The organism is Desulfonatronospira thiodismutans ASO3-1 (assembly GCF_000174435.1).
Lineage (GTDB): Bacteria > Desulfobacterota > Desulfovibrionia > Desulfovibrionales > Desulfonatronovibrionaceae > Desulfonatronospira > Desulfonatronospira thiodismutans.
In genome coordinates, this window is the sequence record NZ_ACJN02000005.1 from 72780 (window position 1) to 90965 (window position 18186).

The following is an 18186-nucleotide window of genomic DNA, read 5'->3' on the forward strand; positions in this document are numbered from 1 at the left end:
ACCTCTACCTGCCCAGCCTTTGTTCCATGTCCTGCAAAAACTCCACTGCCTCCCGGAAATTTAAGCCCTTGACCACCATGACCAGGTCAATGGGGTTGAAATTTCTTTCGCAACGAAAACACCTGGCCAGGTTGGTTCTGGGATTACAGGCGGTCAAAAACTCGGAGCAAAGCGGGCACAGAAAGCGCAAGTATCCGTCCCTGACTTTGGAGGGCATATCCAGGATATGGACAATAACGTCATTGACCAAAACCTTGTTTCGCAACCGCTGCAGTTCCTCTCTGGAATATCTTTGGGCCATGATTTCCTCCTCGAGATAAGTGTCAGTGATTAAGATTTGACTTCCCTATCACCACCCCGGCAGTGGAGGCTATCGAGTCCTACCTTTGCAATCAGGACCAAATCATGCGCAACCCATTGATACTTCTGTGATTTTTACGATTTTCGCGTCCATCTTTGCAATCAGCAGATCCTGGACAGAAATCATGGCGTAAGTTCCTGATATGTCACTGTTTTCAGCTGATAACGCGTCCAGCTTTGCAATTTCGCTGGAAATGGATTCGATGGCCCTCCTGCGCCGGTTTCTATATCGCTGTTTTTCCCGGTTGCTTCGAGTATAGTCAGGGTTGTTTTCCCTGTAGTTATTCCAGTAGTCAGGGTTCCTGGCACTCCAGCGTTGGTCTGAAGCCCTTTTATTGAGCCTGTAGGCCTGGTCCACCTGCATTTTCTTTCTTTGCCACCGGCGCTTGCGCGCTCTCTGGCAATCAGGCTTGGAGCAATACTTCTGGTCGGGGTTACGTTTGGTAAGGGGAAAAAGACACCGGCTCACTGCAGCGTTTTTTGGACATACAACCTCCAGGAGCAGTTACTCCAAGAGGTTGTAGTTTTGGAAAGAAGAAAAATGAATGAAAAGAATTCAGGCGGGGTCAAGAAAAAATCAGGGATCAGTGCTGAGTACTGGAGTCTGACCACTGAACATTCCGGGAACTGCCTCAAGGGCGGGGTATATGTCTATACCTGGTGAGGCGGGGTGGATTAATTCTGTTGAGCCGAAACTTCCCTTAGGGCATTCAATCAGGGCGGGGTATGCAGGGTATGTTAAAAAAAATACTAAAGGCAGGCGGAGTATAGCGGGATACTGGCAACATAACTAAACTCGCAACATAATGTCCCTTCCCATTTAGGTTGGCGCTCACAATGGGTAACAAAGGCGCTGAATTGCCCACATCAGGCAATGCATGAAATGGGTAAAAGGTCGCCTTAATTGCCCAAAGTATACCATGCATGAAATGGGGAAGGTAGATACCGGGGAGTAGGCGATGGGTCGCCCAATTTGTGCATTGCTTGAAATGGGTAAATGACGTGCTTAATTGCCCAAAACATGCCATGCATGAAATGGGTAACGAAAGGGCTGAATTGCCCATAACATACCATGCATGAAATGGGGAATGACAAGGACAAGTTGAAAGCCCAGAATAATCCCAGCTTTTAGCAAAAAGTTGGCCTCAGGATTCACCAAGCCGCTTCATAGAATACAAACCCTCCACCCCGCCAACCGGTGTAAATTTCCTGGTATCCTTGGACCCCAGCAGGTGTTTGACCTGATCAAATACCTCCTGCACAAAGTCCTTCCCGCCAATAACTCCAGAATCAGTAAAATACCGGCATCTGTACCTGAAGCGCTCTACTCGGGATATCTTGTAGCCTTTTTTCCTGGCTTTTTCCACAACCTTTTTTTCAATGGTCTTGCCTTTGCCTGCGTCTACTGCTCCAGTTTCATATACGAATTGCCTGTATTTGCGGACAATCTCTTTGGGGTCCAGCTCGTTCCATTCCTTGAGCCCGAAATCAATATCCAGCAGACCGTCTTTATTACCTGTCTGGGTATGATAACCAAGTGAACTCCAGCGGTAATTCTCCGGTTTCTTAACAATACCGGCACGGATAGGGTTTAAGTCTACATAAGCAAGCAGGTTCACCAGAGTACTGCCTTCCTGTACAATCATACTCTTAAACCGGCCACCCCAGAAAAATCCCTTCCGCCTGTGCTTTTTGTTGTAATACCTGGTAAAGTTCTGCTTGATGTCCTTCACATAGGCCCCAAGGCTGCAAAGCCTCTTCTTGACCTCAGCCATCCGGTCAGTAGGCATCTGGGCTTCGTCACCATAATATTTCTGCCACCTCTTGATGATATCTGAATTGGAAATCTCATCCTCAGGGTGCATCCGGGCTACCAGGTGGAAATGGTTACCCATGACCGCAAACCCAAGCACGTCAACAAAGTAAAGCCTGCTCAGTCTTTTGATAAGCCCCAGCAGATAATCCTTGTCAGTATCCTTGATGGGCAGGCCGGGCAGGGCAGTACGGGATATGACATGGTAGACGGTTTGGCGGTCATTACGGATAAAACGGGCTATGCGGGGCATGAATTACCTCCTTTAAGGCTGGTGGTTGAGCTGTTGAAGCGAACTTATCGGAAAGCTGGTGATATGTCAAGAATCAACCTGTCCCTTAGCTCCCCCTCTGGAGCCAATGTTACCGCTTTCCTGGCTGACTCCAAAGAGAGTGAAGGATCAGTATTCTGCAGCTGATGTGCCAGGGCAGTCAGGTAATCAGATACACCCGAAGCTGTCTCACTTTTTTGCAAGAAAGAAATCGCAGCATCCAGGCCATTTGATGCAGCCAACATCCTGGCTTGAGCAACTATAGCTGAATCAAGGTGAACTTTTGTTTGAGAATGATTGCTGGCAGATTTTTTGCGAGTTTTTCTTTTCTTTTTTCTGGCTTTCATGAGGCTCTACAAAAATTTGACTTTCAGAATATTACCAATCAATTTCAAAGTAAAAAGCCAGCAGAGAAATCCCCTACTGGCCTTAATCAATTACTGCTGAGTCTGCTCCCTGGCCTCTTTCAGCTTACTATCCAGCTCCTTCAGACTGTTCGCCAGACCATTCATAAAATTACTCGCCTGGTTCGCCGGAATAATCAGGGTTCCGGCTTCAACTGTTGTGTCGTCTGGGCCACGCTGGGTGAGCATAATTCTCAGGTTTCCATTAGACAAAGTCACTTTCGAAATACCATCCGCAAATACGTGCATGTTGATTCTCCTATTATATTTTTATCTTCTCAAAATCAAGTTCTTCCATACTCTCCCAGTCCGGCTCCGTCTCCTGCTCAGCGAGTTTCCTCAACCTCGACATCTGAGTCAAGGAGTAAAGCTGCCCGTACATAACCTTCAAACCGCCGGTATCCCTGAGTTGAATAAAGGATTCTCCGGTAAGGTCTTTCAGCTTACCCTCGCTTATTCTATACAGACCGCCGTAACCTTCCCAGGGTTCGATAAGACCGTGTTCATTCAATACCAAACAGGCCTTGTCAGTTATAGCCCTCTCTTTGGCTATCTTTTCCAGAAAGTCGATTATCTGCTGCGTCTTCTGGGTGGGTTTGCTGTCTTCACCGAAAATCGGTTCTCCGCTATCACCAATCAGACCAGAGTTCTCGTCTACACAGACCACCTGCTTTCCATTCTGAGATTCAGCAAGATAGAAGGGATGTGCTCTAAAATAGGATGGGATATAACTGGTTCTCCATTTACCTTCCTGGGTTACAAACAGGTTCTGTTCAAGTTTTAAGCCCATCACAGCACTCAGTATGTACTTGTTCCTGGAATAGGTAAAGGCTATTGGAAAAGCTGGTACTGCTCTGGGAAGTTCAGAGATAACCAATGGCACAGTGGTGCGGCTTCTGGTGAAAATATAGTCTTTAGCTTGGGTAAAATATTTACCTGCGTGTCTTGTCGTGGATAGTGGCTGCATATAACTTGCTCAAAAAAAAGGCCCGCAGAAGTAGCGGGCCTTTTTGGTTATTTAAGTTGGTTTTAGAAGCTGAAGTTCGCTTCGGTTATGTTGCTCAAGCAGTCCTTGCCGAAGTCTTCCAGCACTCCGATAAGGGTCAGCTCGCCTTCATCTATCTCTCCATCGTCATTAGTGTCATCCCAGTGCCAGATTTTGGTGTCTCCATCTTCTGATGCAGTTGCAGACATGAAGATCATCTCGCTACCTTCTGCCAACTGTTCATTCAAGAAGGCGCTTCCAGCTGTTTCAATGTCTCCTTTCTCATCCCATATACTATCAACTGCTACAACCTCAGCGTACACATCATCGCCCAGGGTGTATTGCTGGAACGCCTCTTCAGGTTCGTTGGGGTTATCCAGATCCATGTTGCTGAAGTTCAGCACATCGTCTTCTGCGTCGAACCCTTTGATGGTCAGGTTGTCATCCTCAATCTCAAAGGAGATATTTGCAGAGACTTCCTCACCCAGATCCAGGATGTGCCGACCTGCTGAAGCTTTTACCACCACAGAGCCCTGGCCGGTAATCTCAACGTCATGCAGAATCCTAGACTCTGCTGTCAAGGTGTAGCCATCAAGTATCTCGATCTCATCACCGAATTCAAGGGTGTTGTCACCGACTTGAAAATCTTCCATGTCGATATCAGTTTCTACCTTGCCAGTCAGTTCGATAGTTCCATTGCCTGGTATATCCAGCTCTTCAGCATCGGTTATGTTCATGGTCAGAGTCTGGTCTGCAGCAACGGTCGGGAAGGTGGTGGTCTCATCCATCTCAGCTTCTGTCAGATCCATGTCTGCGCTGATACCTGAGAGGTCCACTCCGCTGGCATCACCCAGAACCACAACCTTGCCGTCACCGCCTATGGTTACTTCATCAAGCAGTGAAGCATCAGCGGTCAAAGTAAGGTTGTCACCTATTGTGTCACGCAGTTCCACCTCACCAGTCAAGTCGGCATCTCTCAGATTCAGACTGGATTCAATATTAGAGAAGTCCAGATTTTCACCGGAAACGCCTTCTACAACTACCGTGCCGAGTCCGGTAACGGCAAAGCCGTCTGCCTGAGCAGGTGTCAGGGTTATGGTTATCCCCTCTGCTACTGTAGCAGGCATATTTGTAGGTTCTGTGCCTTCATCTGCTTTAGTGAGATCCAGGCTGGATTCAACATTTGAAAGGGCGTTACCAGTTAAATCTCCCATAACCTGCACAGTGCCGGGGCCTTCAAAGGTAACATCGTCAACGGTGTCAGCATCTGCTATCATGACGGCCCCAAGGCCCATGTTTACAGTGGCTCCACCGAGATCACCTGTGAAGTTGATGGCTTCGTTTTCGTACTCAGAGAGGTCGAACTCTACGTTTACAGTACCAGTCATTGTCAGAGCACTCAGATCCATTGCTGGAGTAAGGTGAGGATCAACAATGTTCAGGGTGCCAGTCACTTCAAAGTCAGCCTCGTGGGCCTGGGCTGCGGTCATGGTCCAGTCACCGTCCAGAGTAGCGGGGAAGGTAATTGTACCTTCAAGATCAGTGACGTCGATAACTGCATCAGCATGATCAAAGTCACTGAAGTCATACTCTGTGGCGGCTGTGTTGTAGAGGGTTATTTGTGTATTTGCATCAGCTGTTAAATCAACCTCATGGGCCTGGTCACCAGTCATGTGCACATAAGTTGTCTCAGCTACGCCTGTGATATTTATGTGCGTCATATTACCCAGATTGGCATTCTCTGTAAGATCCAGATCCTGGATGCCTGTGACCTCAACTGTCAATGCACCAGCTTCGCCAAGAGAGACATTGGAAAGATCCAAGTCCTCAGTCATGGCTGCAGTGGTTGCCTCTACAGTCAGGCTTCCATCATCATCACCTTCGCCAGAGCTAACCACGGTTACACCAGTAATCTGGGCTGCGGTAGCAGTAAGTGTAAACGTATCGGCTACTTCAATGGAGTCAAGACGCTGCAGATCGATGTTGTCACCTGTAATGTTTTCAGAATCATCTACTGTTGCATTAAGCGTCAGTGTTTCTGCTACATCCTCAAGATCAAGATCTTCACTGTCAACAAGTGCAATCTGGATAGTTCCAGTGCCGGTGTACTCACCCTCGTGCAGTTGCTCTTGGGTCATAATCAGAGTCTGACCAGTCGGGATGACCAGGTCGTTAGGAACTGTGTCTGCGCCAGTTACATCCACTTTGGCCGTGCTGATCATATCCAGCATCTGCTGAGTCACGAGTACACCATCAGCATTGTACTCTTCAATAACCAGTGTGCCGTCTCCAGTGATTTCGGAGAAGCTTACAACGTCAAGCCTTGCATCTGCAATGTTTACTCCGTCTTCAGCTGTGACATCAAGGTTTGTCCCGTCATCAACTACTGTGAAGTCTGCGCCCAGTTCAGTATTGAGTTTCTCGGCAAGGTCTGCACGAGTACCGTCACTGGTAACTTCCACTGCGTAGTCGTTGCCATCATGCTTGAAGGCTAAGATAACGGTATCTCCATCGGTAAGATCAGAATCATCGATTGTTGTAAAAGAAGCTGTAGGATCTGCTGTTCCCACTGTTTCATTATAAACCGATGGATCAAGCGTCAGAGCCACATCCTCAGTGATGTTCAGTGTGCCTGCGAAACCTGCGAATTGTGTATCTTCTCCACTATTTGTCAAGTCAACTGCTGTTTCTGACGCGCTGGTTACATTGAGCGTGCCTGTTGCATCACTTTGAACATTGGCAGCACGCCCGAGGTTTTGAGCAGAGATGCCTACAGTGTTTTCACCAACAATCAAATCCGTGACATTGGTCAGATTACCGGCAAGATCAGCGTCTTCAGAAACAATGACTTCTACGTCTTGCGCGCCAACGTTTTCAAGATTGTTTGTGAAGATTGAGCTTCCCGCAGCGTTTGCATGGATTTCCAGGTTAAAATCATCCATATCAAGCGTAATGTTGTCAACGAGCTGATCTGCGGTGAGGATAACTTTGTTGAGATCATCTCCACCAACAGCATTCAAATTGGCTTCGACATCTGTATCAGCGGTCAGATCTGCTTGAGTAAGATCCAGGGTAATAGCATCGCCGCCTGTATCGCCAATCAGGCCAGCCAAAGCTGCGGTATCACCATCTGCAAATGTACCTGTTACTTCTACTGTGCCTTCGCCTACTATTTTATTTGTGCCTGCCAGAACTTTTGCCTGAGCAACGGTCAGAGTAAGCTCAGCATCGTCCATGAGTTCGATGTCAGCATTGACTGCATCCGTGCTTGTAAGCTTATCATGTTGAGTCAGCTCCATATCCTCAGTGACCTGCACAGTTACGGCTTGCCCTGTTGCTGTCATACCGGTAAGATCAACACCGGTGTTCTCAGCATCAAGCTGAACAATAAGGTCGAATGTCCCAGTGTCAATGTCCAGATCACTTACAAAGTTCGCCTGCTCTGCAGAGAGTGTGACAGTGTCTGCTGTGATAGCTTCTATGTGACCTTCAGCCGTGTCTTGCGTTTCATTCAGAGTAACGCCTGTGAGGTCGGCTGTGTTTGTAGCTACATCAATCGTTTCAGTTCCTAATGTCCCTGATAGGACTACAGTGCCACCATCATTTGAAACAGTGAATGATACTGCGTCAGCTTGTGCAACTGTGACTTGCACTTCTGCGCCGGTGTCAAGATCTAAGTCACCTGGTGAATCACCATCAAATTCAATATCTGCAGCAACATTAGTTAAATCAACGGTTTGATCTTGTGCTAAATCACCGATAACATCAAGGGCACCATCACCGGTAACGCTCACACCGTCAGCCTGTGCTGGCGTAAGGGTAAGGGTTTTGCCACCATCAACAGAAATTGAATTGCCCTGGAATGAGAGGCCAGTTGTGACAATACCACTAAGGTCATAATCACCATCGGCATTGCCGGTGATCATGACAGATCCAGCTCCTTGGATTATACCAGAAGAGTTATCAATTGTATCTGCCTGCTCTGCTGACAGTGTCAAAGTGACATCGTCTGCTACGGTTACAGAGGTAAATTCTTTCCATTTATCCTCTTCACCTGCAGCTAAGGTCATGTTGCCTGATACAACTGCTGTGCCGTAAAGGTCGGCAGCTGTTGCTGAACCTGTAGCGAGGTTTACTGTCCCATCATCGCCTGCTTCGAAGATGACGTTGAGTTTGCCACCGCTTTCTGTAATTTTTACACCATCAGCCTGGCTGGCTGTCAGGGTCAATGTTTCGCTGTCCAGGTTTACCTCATCACTCTCAAAGGTAAGATTTTCTACTTGCGTGAAATCAGCAGTAGCACCGTCAATGTCACCATCTACTACTACTGTCCCACCAGTAATTTCGGTAGCATCAGCCTGAGCAGGTGTAAGAGTCAGTGTATAGCTTCCGCTTATCTGAATTATATCTGCAGTATCTACACTCGCTGCAGTAGTCAGATCTTTTGTTGCATCGACCTGAAGGGTGAAAGTATCAGTGCCTGTAACACCTACGTTGGACAAGTCAACATCCACAGGGGTGTCTGTCCCAACTATAACCTCAACATCTCCTGTATCGTCTCCATCGTTTACGATAGAGGTTAACGCAGCTGCCTGCTCTGCTGTAACGGTCAGGGTGTAGCCATCCTTTATTGTTAGAGTAGTTGGGTTATCTACCAAGTTAGCAATACCAGTCAGATCAGTGTCTTCTTCTACAGCACCAGTAATGATTTTAGTCTCGCCATCACCAGTAATGGTCACGCCATTGGCCTGTGCTACATTTAGCGTCAATTCGGCATTTTCACCAACGGATATGCTGTTGCTTTCAAAGGTTAGGCTGTCAGTAATAGCTGACAGATCTATTGCAGCAGCATCTGCTGCGATATCCCCTGTAACGGTAAAGGAGAACTGGGCATTACTGCCGCCTTTAGTCACATCTGCAACATCAGCTGCAGAGCCAGTGATCTTCACCTCAGCTGTGCCTTCGGCAGGTTCATTTACATTCAATCCGCTCAGGCGGGATTCATAAACAGCTGCTGAAGCGGTAAGCACAACACCATCAGCCAGTTGGATCACTGTGCCACCAGGCATCCTGGAGGCCAAGCTGAGGCTCTGGGATTCAGTTACATGAACGGTGAGAGTTCCGCCGTCAGTAATCTCACGTAGGTCCACATTCATGTTTCCATGAACATCAATGTCTTCAGCAGATTCAAGTTCCTGCCCATCAGCCTGCACAGAGGTCAGAATCAGCGGACTGGTGGTATTTCCCATAAGTCCTGCATCTGCATCAGCACCTTCCAGTTCAAAGTCGCCGGTTACCTGGCGGAGGTCTATGGTTACACCAGCAGCAGAGATACCGCTTAAATCTGCACCAGCTGCATCGCCGGTTAAAATTACGGTACCGTCTCCATCTATTGTTGCACCGTCTGCATCTGCAGCAGCCATGGTCAGTTCGGGATCGGATACAAGAGTAATATCTAAGTCACCAAGCTGGATACCGGCTGGGAAAGTGATCTCTCCATCTACATAATCGTCAGCATTTATATCGTCGGCGGTTACGGTCCCGTTTTCAGAGCCAATGGCTGAGAAATCATAAGCGATATCTCCTTCAATATCAGTAACGAAAACATTGCCATCATCGGCAGCTCCTTCTGAATCATCACCAACTATCGTACGTCCATCTGCCTGGGCAGCTGTGAGGGTAAAAGTATGAGTATCTGCAACGGTAATCTCTATGTCACCCAGGTTTGTGTCTGGGCGAAGTGTAACAGTATCAACTTCAGCACTCGCACTGGCTGTAATACCACTCAGGTCATAAATATCATCGCCATCCAACCCAGTCACAGTAACACTACCATCCCCGGTAACCGAACCACCAGCTTCAGCTAAAGCGGTCGCCTGAGCAGCGGAAATAGTCAGTGTCGCACCCTCACTAACATCAATAGTGACGTCTCCAAAATCTGCTACATATGTCAGATCTACATCTTCAGTGATTTCAATTCTACTGTTTGAAGTTAATCCAGAAAAGTTATAGGCTTGTTCATCTTCTATTTCCCTATCAACAGTTATATCATCTTCAAATTTCTTTCCACTGGCTTCAAGTGCAGTAAAAAGCTCTTCCGGTTCAACAGTGAATGTTGTTGTGGTCTTACCATATTCTCCGTACTGGATGGTTATGGTGTACTCTCCAACATCGAGACCTTCAGTACCTGTTATCTCACCAAAGTCAAATGGCTTAGTCTCACCAGCTGCAACTGTAAAACTCTCATCAACATCATATTCATCGCCATCAATATAAACTGTTAAATCGTAGTCTAATTCTATTGCGCTGTCATTGACTACTTCTCCACCAAACGAAAGAAAATCACCTTCAGTAATAGGATCTATCTCATCGATATTTATAGTTACGTCTTCTGGATGTTGGGGACGTGTCTCAGGTTTTATCTCAGAAGTATCTGGATCTAATTCAATCTGTGTTTCTTCACCATCACCAATTCTAACCTGAGCAACCGTTTTTAAATCGGCTCCTACTTCTAAAGACAGCATGGTATTCCCATCACCATCTTGAACAAGTATAGAACCAGTATCTTCGTCTACCACATAATCATAATCAATTCCTTCGGTCAATGTAAAAGTAGCTTCTGCTGCAATATCAGTATGTACTTCTACATCTCTTGAGTTGCCACCTATAGCAAATTCAATGTTTTCATACTCCATTCCTCGTGCAATACGAAAATCCAGTTGTCCGTTTACAGTAAAAGTCTCATTGTTGTAGTTCTCACCTAGATAAACCAATGTAGCCATAACGCCTCCATTTGTTGAGATATTAAAATTATAAATTACTGATTAGTATCTAATTTAACTCAATTTGCCGGCTTGGAGATTAACTCCAAGCCGGCTAAAAGCCACAATACTTATGCAGCAATCAACTCTTCTATATATGTATTTAAACCCATCTCTTCAATAACTTCATTCTTTTCGACTTCAAATCGAACATCTACTACATTTTGTAGTGTAGCTCCAAATGGAGTATCTACTTCAGCGTCTTCAATCAAAATTGATTGGTCAGGATCTCCTGGATCTTCAAAAAAGTTAATTATGGCACCTTCATCAACGTTCCTGACAGAATCAGTAGAAACATGGCTTACTTCATCAAGACTGTCCATTTGATCAACGAGAAGTATGATGTCACCATCATCGTAATTATAATTTTGTATAATAGACTCAGCAAATTTAGCAAAAGCGTTATTGCCGTCTGATTCGAAATTAAAGACAAACACATCTATCTGATCGTCAGTACCAATAAGTGTCTGGCTAACACTAGCTGGTTCATCATCTGCTTCGATAACGTTGAAGTCCGGTACCTCCGAAACTGTCACACTTTCAGTTTCAGTCACCTCAACTGCGTTATCAGCATTTGCTTCTATCAAGATTTCGTAGTCACCAACCTCAACGTCCTCATCCCAAGTGAATTCGAATTCCTCTGACTCACCCATGGTTATTTCTTCCCAAGCCTTTTCAGCGGAGAAAACCACCTCACTCTCATCGTCAGTAATGGTCAAACTAACAGTTACATTCTGAGCATCAGCAATATCTACAAATACATTGCCAGAGACAGTTATTTCATCTCCTTCAGTGGGTTCTTCTGGGTCAATAGTGATATCTGTAATATCCAGCGTGGCTAGCTGTTCGACAGTAAAGGTGTAGTCGTTAGTTATGTCACCGATAGTTGCTGTTGCTGTGTAATCGTTAGCCTCTTCTATCGAAGTAGCATCTTCGAATGTTGCAGCACCTTCGCTAAAGGACAATGTTACATCAATATACTCATCTCCGTTTATGGTAATATCGGCTGTGTAGTCACCTTCCAGGTCTGCTCCATACTGATCCACTGCATCAGTAAACTCCAGCACAGGCTCCTCACCGGCATTAATATCCTCAACGAAAAGTGAGAAGTCGTCCACTCTCAGTTCTTCAAGCTCAAGATCCACTACCTGAGTGTCAGTCTCTCCATTTGCAGATACTTCCACTGTGAAGGAATCAGCTTCCTCGTAGGCTGCTGCAGTTACCGTCACGGTTCCATCTTCTATGGAAACACCGTCTATATCTTCCAGAATATTCCAGGTAACTTCTACGTCTTCCATCTCAGTGCCATACTGATCCAAGACACTTACTGTGAATTCTCCAGTGTTCGGCTCATCGTCCGAGGGGATCTCCATGCTGTCAGGACCTTCAACTATTTCTACCTGGTCTACTCTCAGTTCTTCAAGCTCAAGATCAACCGCCATGGTTTCAGTGACAGTAGAATCGGTCTCTGAAGTGGCCACCACTGTGAAGGTATCGCCTTCCTCGAACTCATCGTAAGCGTCTGTACTTACAGTCACTACGCCGTCATCTATGGTGATGCCGGTTATCTCTTCTTCAAGGCTCCAGATAACGTCCTCATCCATCTCTGCGCCGTACTGATCAAATACAGTAGCGGTGTAGGTGGCAGTGTTCGGCTCTTCATCCGAGGGGGGGATCTCCATGCTGTCAGGACCTTCAACTATTTCTACCTGGTCTACTCTCAGTTCTTCAAGCTCAAGATCAACCGCCATGGTTTCAGTGACAGTAGAATCGGTCTCTGAAGTGGCCACCACTGTGAAGGTATCGCCTTCCTCGAACTCATCGTAAGCGTCTGTACTTACAGTCACTACGCCGTCATCTATGGTGATGCCGGTTATCTCTTCTTCAAGGCTCCAGATAACGTCCTCATCCATCTCTGCGCCGTACTGATCAAATACAGTAGCGGTGTAGGTGGCAGTGTTCGGCTCTTCATCCGAGGGGGGGATCTCCATGCTGTCAGGACCTTCAACTATTTCTACCTGGTCTACTCTCAGTTCTTCAAGCTCAAGATCAACCGCCATGGTTTCAGTGACAGTAGAATCGGTCTCTGAAGTGGCCACCACTGTGAAGGTATCGCCTTCCTCGAACTCATCGTAAGCGTCTGTACTTACAGTCACTACGCCGTCATCTATGGTGATGCCGGTTATCTCTTCTTCAAGGCTCCAGATAACGTCCTCATCCATCTCTGCGCCGTACTGATCAAATACAGTAGCGGTGTAGGTGGCAGTGTTCGGCTCTTCATCCGAGGGGGGGATCTCCATGCTGTCAGGACCTTCAACTATTTCTACCTGGTCTACTCTCAGTTCTTCAAGCTCAAGATCAACCGCCATGGTTTCAGTGACAGTAGAATCGGTCTCTGAAGTGGCGACAACGGTGAAGGAATCGCCTTCCTCGAATGCTTCGTAAGCATCTGCACTTACAGTTACTAAGCCTATATCATTTATGGAGATTCCTTCCAGATCACCCAGATCTTCCAGAATCCAGCTTACATCCTCACCAGGCATTTCATCGCCGAATTGATCAAATACAGTAGCGGTGTAGGTGTAACTGTTCTCGCCGTCTGAGGGAACCACGACCGTCTCGTCGCCTTCCACGACAATGCTGTCTACTGCGGGGGCTTCATCGGTCAAACTTACTTCAAACTCACCGGTAACGTCCTCATCACTCACTGAAGTGGCGATTACGGTGAATTCTTCATCGGGATCAGCATCATGGGTAACGGTTATTACGCCGTCATCAATGGTTACACCGTCCACCTCCTGATCCAGGCTCCAGGTCACCTCTTCTTCCATTTGAGCGCCGTACTGATCCAGGACTTCCGCTTCATAAGTGACAACCTCGGTCTCACCCTCTTCAGGAATCAGGATAGTCCCTGGGCCATCCACATTCACGGTAGTAACAACCAAATCCTCCAGCTCCAGATCAACTTCCATAGTCTCGTAGATCTCTTCGTCAGTCTCGGAAGTGGCTACCACTGTGAAGGAATCGCCTTCCTCGAATGCCTCGTAAGCCTCTGTACTTACAGTCACTTCGCCTGTATTCTCGTCTATGGAGATTCCTTCCAGATCACCCAGATCTTCCAGGCTCCAGATCACTTCCTCATCCGGCATTTCATCGCCGAACTGATCAAAGACAACGGCACTATACTCGCCCATTGTCACGCCCTCGGAAGGAATAGTCAGGCTATCCGGGCCATCCACAGTTATATCGTCAACAACTGGGCCTTCCTCAGTAGTAAAAATGAAGCTAAAGTCCTCTTCGAGTGTTACGCCTGGATTCAGATCCCAGGCTACTGCATCGGTATTAATTACCACCGTAATCTCGGTATCGTAGGCAAAATCTTCATCCGGAGTAATGGTGAGAACATCATCGGTCACAGAGGCAGTAAAATCAAAGCTTTCCTCATCCGCTGTGATCTCAATCTCACCTGCATCCAGAAGCTGGATGTCCTGATCAAAGATAACCTCTATATCAGTGTCTATTGAAACATTTTTATCTCCCTTTTCAGGAGTGGTCTCAAATACAGTTATGTATTCCGGAGACTCCTTAATTTGAAAATACAAACTTTCCTGGTCGTCTTCGGTATCCAACTCAAGATTATACCAGCCAGTATCTAAATCCAGCTCATCAGGATCTATATCAACCTCCTGATTCCAGCGCTCACCTTTGCTGAGCTCTACATCTTCCCAGACCTCAATAACATCACCATCAACAGTCAGGGAAATATCCCGGACCCCTTCTTGACCCTGATTTACAACCTGCACATTAGCAGTACCGGTTTGAAAATCCCAGAATTCTTCAAGCTCAAGGGTCTCTATTTGAAAATATGGCTCCTCAACATCTACCACTGTCAGAGCATCTGTGAAGGTCTCTGTCTCATCATCGGTTTCCACCTGGATATCGTAATCTCCGACATCCAGACCAGTGGTATCGATATCTGTGAACTCCACCGTGCCTGTATCACCGGCTCCAATTGTGAAGTCTTCCTCGGTGACCACAATGTCTTCAGCATCGGGTACTACAATGGTCAGCACGATATCCTGGGTGCCTTCCTCGCCTCCGGTGTTTTCTATGTCTACACTGACACTGGCTTCTTCACCCTGGTCAATGGGATCGGCATCTACCGAGACCACTGCAAAGTAGGCAGGATCAGCAAACGCTGTGAAAGTCTCGGAATCTTCATCAGAATCATAGTCGTCCTCAACTTCAAGAGTAAGAGTATATTCCTGACCAGGCACCAAGTTCTCAAGGTCATAATATTCACCAAGCCAGAATTCACCTTCGTATGTTTCCCCTGCGGAAATTACTGTTTCATCGTCAGAGTAAATCTCTTCATCATCAAGTGATATGGTGATCTCTAAATTTTCTGTATCAACCGCACCATCATTATCGATATCGAATGTTACCAGGTAATCTTCCTCCTGGGGATCGTACTCAGCTTCCCACATCCAGGCCCAAAGATCAGATGTAAGTTCATCCAGCTCAAAATCAACCGTCTTTTCCTGGCCATCTACTTCAAAATCACCTTCATAGTCCTGGTATCCATCCAATTCTACTGTAAACCAGTATTCACCGTCTTTAAGGTCTTTTGCGGCCTGGTAAAAGGGCTCTTCATCTCCAGCTTCTGCGCTTCCAACCTCTTCAGTTCTTTCTTCGTCCGCGTAAACTGTGACGGTCCAATCATCGACTTCCTCAACCTCGCTAAAGGTAACTGTGTAGGTTACAGGCTCTTGCTCAGTGGTAAAGCTGAAGTCATAAGCCTCTTCCAGCTTCACATCTTCATCACCTTCCCAGCCTACAGCATCTTCGCCTACTTCTACTGTCATCTCAGTATCGTAAGCCAGAGCCTCGTCAGGGGTGATGGTCAATACATTGTCTTCTACTGACACCTCGTCTTCTGAGAGAGCCGTACCGGACAGGGTGATATGTTCCCAACCAGTATCGAGCAACTGAATGTTTTGATCAAAAGTAACTGTTATATCTGTGTCTACCTCTACATCTGTGTCGCCATCCTCGGGAGAGGTAGTATCCACTGTGAGATTTTCGACAACCGCTTCTACTGTCAGAGCATTGTCAAAGGTCTCGGTCTCATCATCGGTTGCCACCTGGATGTCGTAATCTCCGGCATCCAGACCAGTGGTATCGATATCTGTGAACTCTACTGTCTCGGTCTCACCGGCTCCAATTGTGAAGTCTTCCTCGGTGACCACAATGTCGTCAGCCTCGGGTACAACAATGGTCAGCACGATATCCTGGGTGCCTTCCTCGCCTCCGGTGTTTTCTATGTCTACACTGACACTGGCTTCTTCACCCTGGTCAATGGGATCGGCATCTACCGAGACCACTGCAAAGTAGGCAGGCTCAGCAAATGCTGTGAAAGTCTCGGAATCTTCATCAGAATCATAGTCGTCCTGAACTTCAAGAGTAAGAGTATATTCCTGACCAGGCACCAAGTTCTCAAGGTCATAATATTCACCAAGCCAGAATTCACCTTCGTATGTTTCCCCTGCGGAAATTACTGTTTCATCGTCAAAGTAAATCTCTTCATCATCAAGTGATATGGTGATCTCTAAATTTTCTGTATCAACCGCACCATCATTATCGATATCGAATGTTACCAGGTAATCTTCCTCTTCGGGATCATACTCAGCTTCCCACATCCAGGCCCAAAGATCAGATGCAAGTGCGTCCAGCTCAAAATCAACCGTCTTTTCCTGGCCATCTACTTCAAAGTCACCTTCATAGTCCTGGTATCCATCCAATTCTACTGTAAACCAGTATTCACCGTCTTTAAGGTCTTTTGCGGCCTGGTAAAAAGGCTCTTCATCTCCAGCGTCCGCGCTTCCAACCTCTTCAGTTCTTTCTTCGTCCGAGTAAACTGTGACGGTCCAGTCCTCGACCTCCTCATCTTCAATGAAAGTTACTGTGTATTCTGGATCATCTATGGCCGTGACAGTCAGGTCAATATCCTCAACTTCTTCTCCAGCACCTACCTGCACCTGCTGTTCCTCGGCCAGCTCATAGCCATCAACAGAAGCGGTGACTGTGTAGGTACCCGCATATACACCCTCCAAAAGGTAAGCATATTCACTCTGGCCGTCATCGTCTGCGGTTTCTATGATGTACTCATAGGTCTCGCCGTTCTCGGCTGACACAGTAATCTCGATGGCAGCTTCAGGATCTGCCTCGCCCTCTACATCAAAGATACTTACCGTGCCGGCTATGGAACCCGGCAGTGATACCAGGTTAAAATCATTACCGTCGTTAACTTCACCTGCCTCTACAGTGATATCCTCGAGGACCCCATTATCAATTTCATATGCGCCTACGGCATCACCAGTCACCTCGGCAGATACTTCGTAATTTCCAGCCTCCAGACCCTCTATAATATATTCAGCGCCGGTCTCACCCTCCAGGATCTCCAGGGTCACGGCTTCGCCATTGGCTTCTACAGTCACTTCCACGTCCCGGTCCACACCTTCGTTGTCCAGGACTATCTCGCCGGAGATGGAGCCGGGGGATTCATCCCTCACCTCCCAGGATACTTCATCATCCTCATGCATCTCACCTTTATAATAGGGGACGACACTGATCTCCTTGCCAGCATCAGCCACAGGAAAAACCTCCTGATCCAGCTGATCACCCCGGACCCAGCCACCTCCCAGGCTGGTCTGCAGGGGCTCTCCATCTACCTTGACCTGAAGCCATATTTCATCATCCTTTACCCCGGATGGGGGGGTGATGCTGAACATCTGGTCCAGTGGAGTGTCCTCGATGGCATAACTCTGCTCTATGGTCAGTTCATAATCCCAGGGTTCAGGGAACTCGAAAAATTCTTCGCCACGCCAGTCATTGTGCTCCCAGTCACGCAGTCCAAGCTCAGGACTGTGAGCCCGCACATAAATGGTGTTGTGTCCGACCTGGTCGCCGGTGACCATAAGCTCGTCCAGATCTTCAGCCTGGACCCAGCCACGACCGGCTTCAGTGTCCACCAAGGAACCCTGGACCACACCTTCCTCGTCCATCTCGCCGGTCCATATCTGATACCAGGTTGCAGTGTCGTCTTCATCGGTGAAGAGTTCGGCAAAAGAAGTTTCCATGGATATATCTATGTCGGTATGAAATTCGATTTCCGGGGGACCAGGAAAGTCAAAATAATCTCCACCCCTCCAGTCATTGTGATGCCAGTCCCCTGTACCGATTTCCTCTTCACGGCCCCGGACATACAAAGAGTTATGGTTAATCTGATCATAGCTGACAGCAATATCGGCAAGCTCCTCTATTGACAGCCAGCCAAGAGAATTGCCATCAACTACACGCCCCTCCTCATCGATACGACCGGTCCAAACTTCATAATGGGTATAAAGTTCTTCCGTGTCCGTAAACAATTCGTTGAACCGAGTGCCTACGGAGATTTCAATATCGGTATGAAATTCGAATGACATAGCTTTTCCTCCTTATGGTTTAGTGGCTATTAGTATCTCCATCACAAG

The 18186-nt window shown here is 47.1% G+C and carries 9 protein-coding genes; 1 reads left to right on the forward strand and 8 read right to left on the reverse strand.

Features of this window, described 5'->3' with window-relative positions:
* Window positions 1-4: 4 nt before the first annotated feature.
* Together DTHIO_RS19180 and DTHIO_RS19185 are read right to left on the reverse strand one after the other, a co-directional pair.
* Entirely contained in the window at window positions 5-301 is a 297-nt protein-coding gene (locus DTHIO_RS19180; protein ID WP_008869518.1) for a CHC2 zinc finger domain-containing protein, read from the reverse strand.
* Between the two features lie 102 nt (window positions 302-403).
* Window positions 404-829, reverse strand: coding sequence for a hypothetical protein (locus tag DTHIO_RS19185; RefSeq protein ID WP_040418625.1), 426 nt, complete (start codon window positions 827-829; stop codon window positions 404-406).
* Between the two features lie 72 nt (window positions 830-901).
* Between DTHIO_RS19185 and DTHIO_RS22785 the strand changes: the two genes are divergently transcribed.
* Window positions 902-1024: a hypothetical protein gene (locus DTHIO_RS22785; protein WP_008869520.1), complete on the forward strand. Its 123-nt coding sequence runs from the start codon at window positions 902-904 to the stop codon at window positions 1022-1024.
* A gap of 481 nt (window positions 1025-1505) precedes the next feature.
* Here the strand turns inward: DTHIO_RS22785 and DTHIO_RS19190 are convergent, their stop codons facing one another.
* The 6 genes from DTHIO_RS19190 to DTHIO_RS19210 form a co-directional block, all read right to left on the reverse strand.
* Entirely contained in the window at window positions 1506-2426 is a 921-nt protein-coding gene (locus DTHIO_RS19190; RefSeq protein WP_008871878.1) for a transposase, read from the reverse strand.
* A 44-nt stretch (window positions 2427-2470) separates the two neighbouring features.
* Entirely contained in the window at window positions 2471-2791 is a 321-nt protein-coding gene (locus tag DTHIO_RS21260; protein ID WP_144311582.1) for a hypothetical protein, read from the reverse strand.
* A gap of 90 nt (window positions 2792-2881) precedes the next feature.
* Entirely contained in the window at window positions 2882-3097 is a 216-nt protein-coding gene (locus DTHIO_RS19195; protein WP_008871879.1) for a hypothetical protein, read from the reverse strand.
* 13 nt (window positions 3098-3110) lie between these two features.
* A complete protein-coding gene (locus DTHIO_RS19200; protein WP_008871880.1) occupies window positions 3111-3815 on the reverse strand; it encodes a SapC family protein in 705 nt (234 codons plus the stop codon).
* A gap of 62 nt (window positions 3816-3877) precedes the next feature.
* Window positions 3878-10615, reverse strand: coding sequence for a beta strand repeat-containing protein (locus DTHIO_RS19205; RefSeq protein WP_008871881.1), 6738 nt, complete (start codon window positions 10613-10615; stop codon window positions 3878-3880).
* A gap of 110 nt (window positions 10616-10725) precedes the next feature.
* Window positions 10726-18138: an Ig-like domain-containing protein gene (locus tag DTHIO_RS19210; protein ID WP_008871882.1), complete on the reverse strand. Its 7413-nt coding sequence runs from the start codon at window positions 18136-18138 to the stop codon at window positions 10726-10728.
* Window positions 18139-18186: the final 48 nt, after the last annotated feature.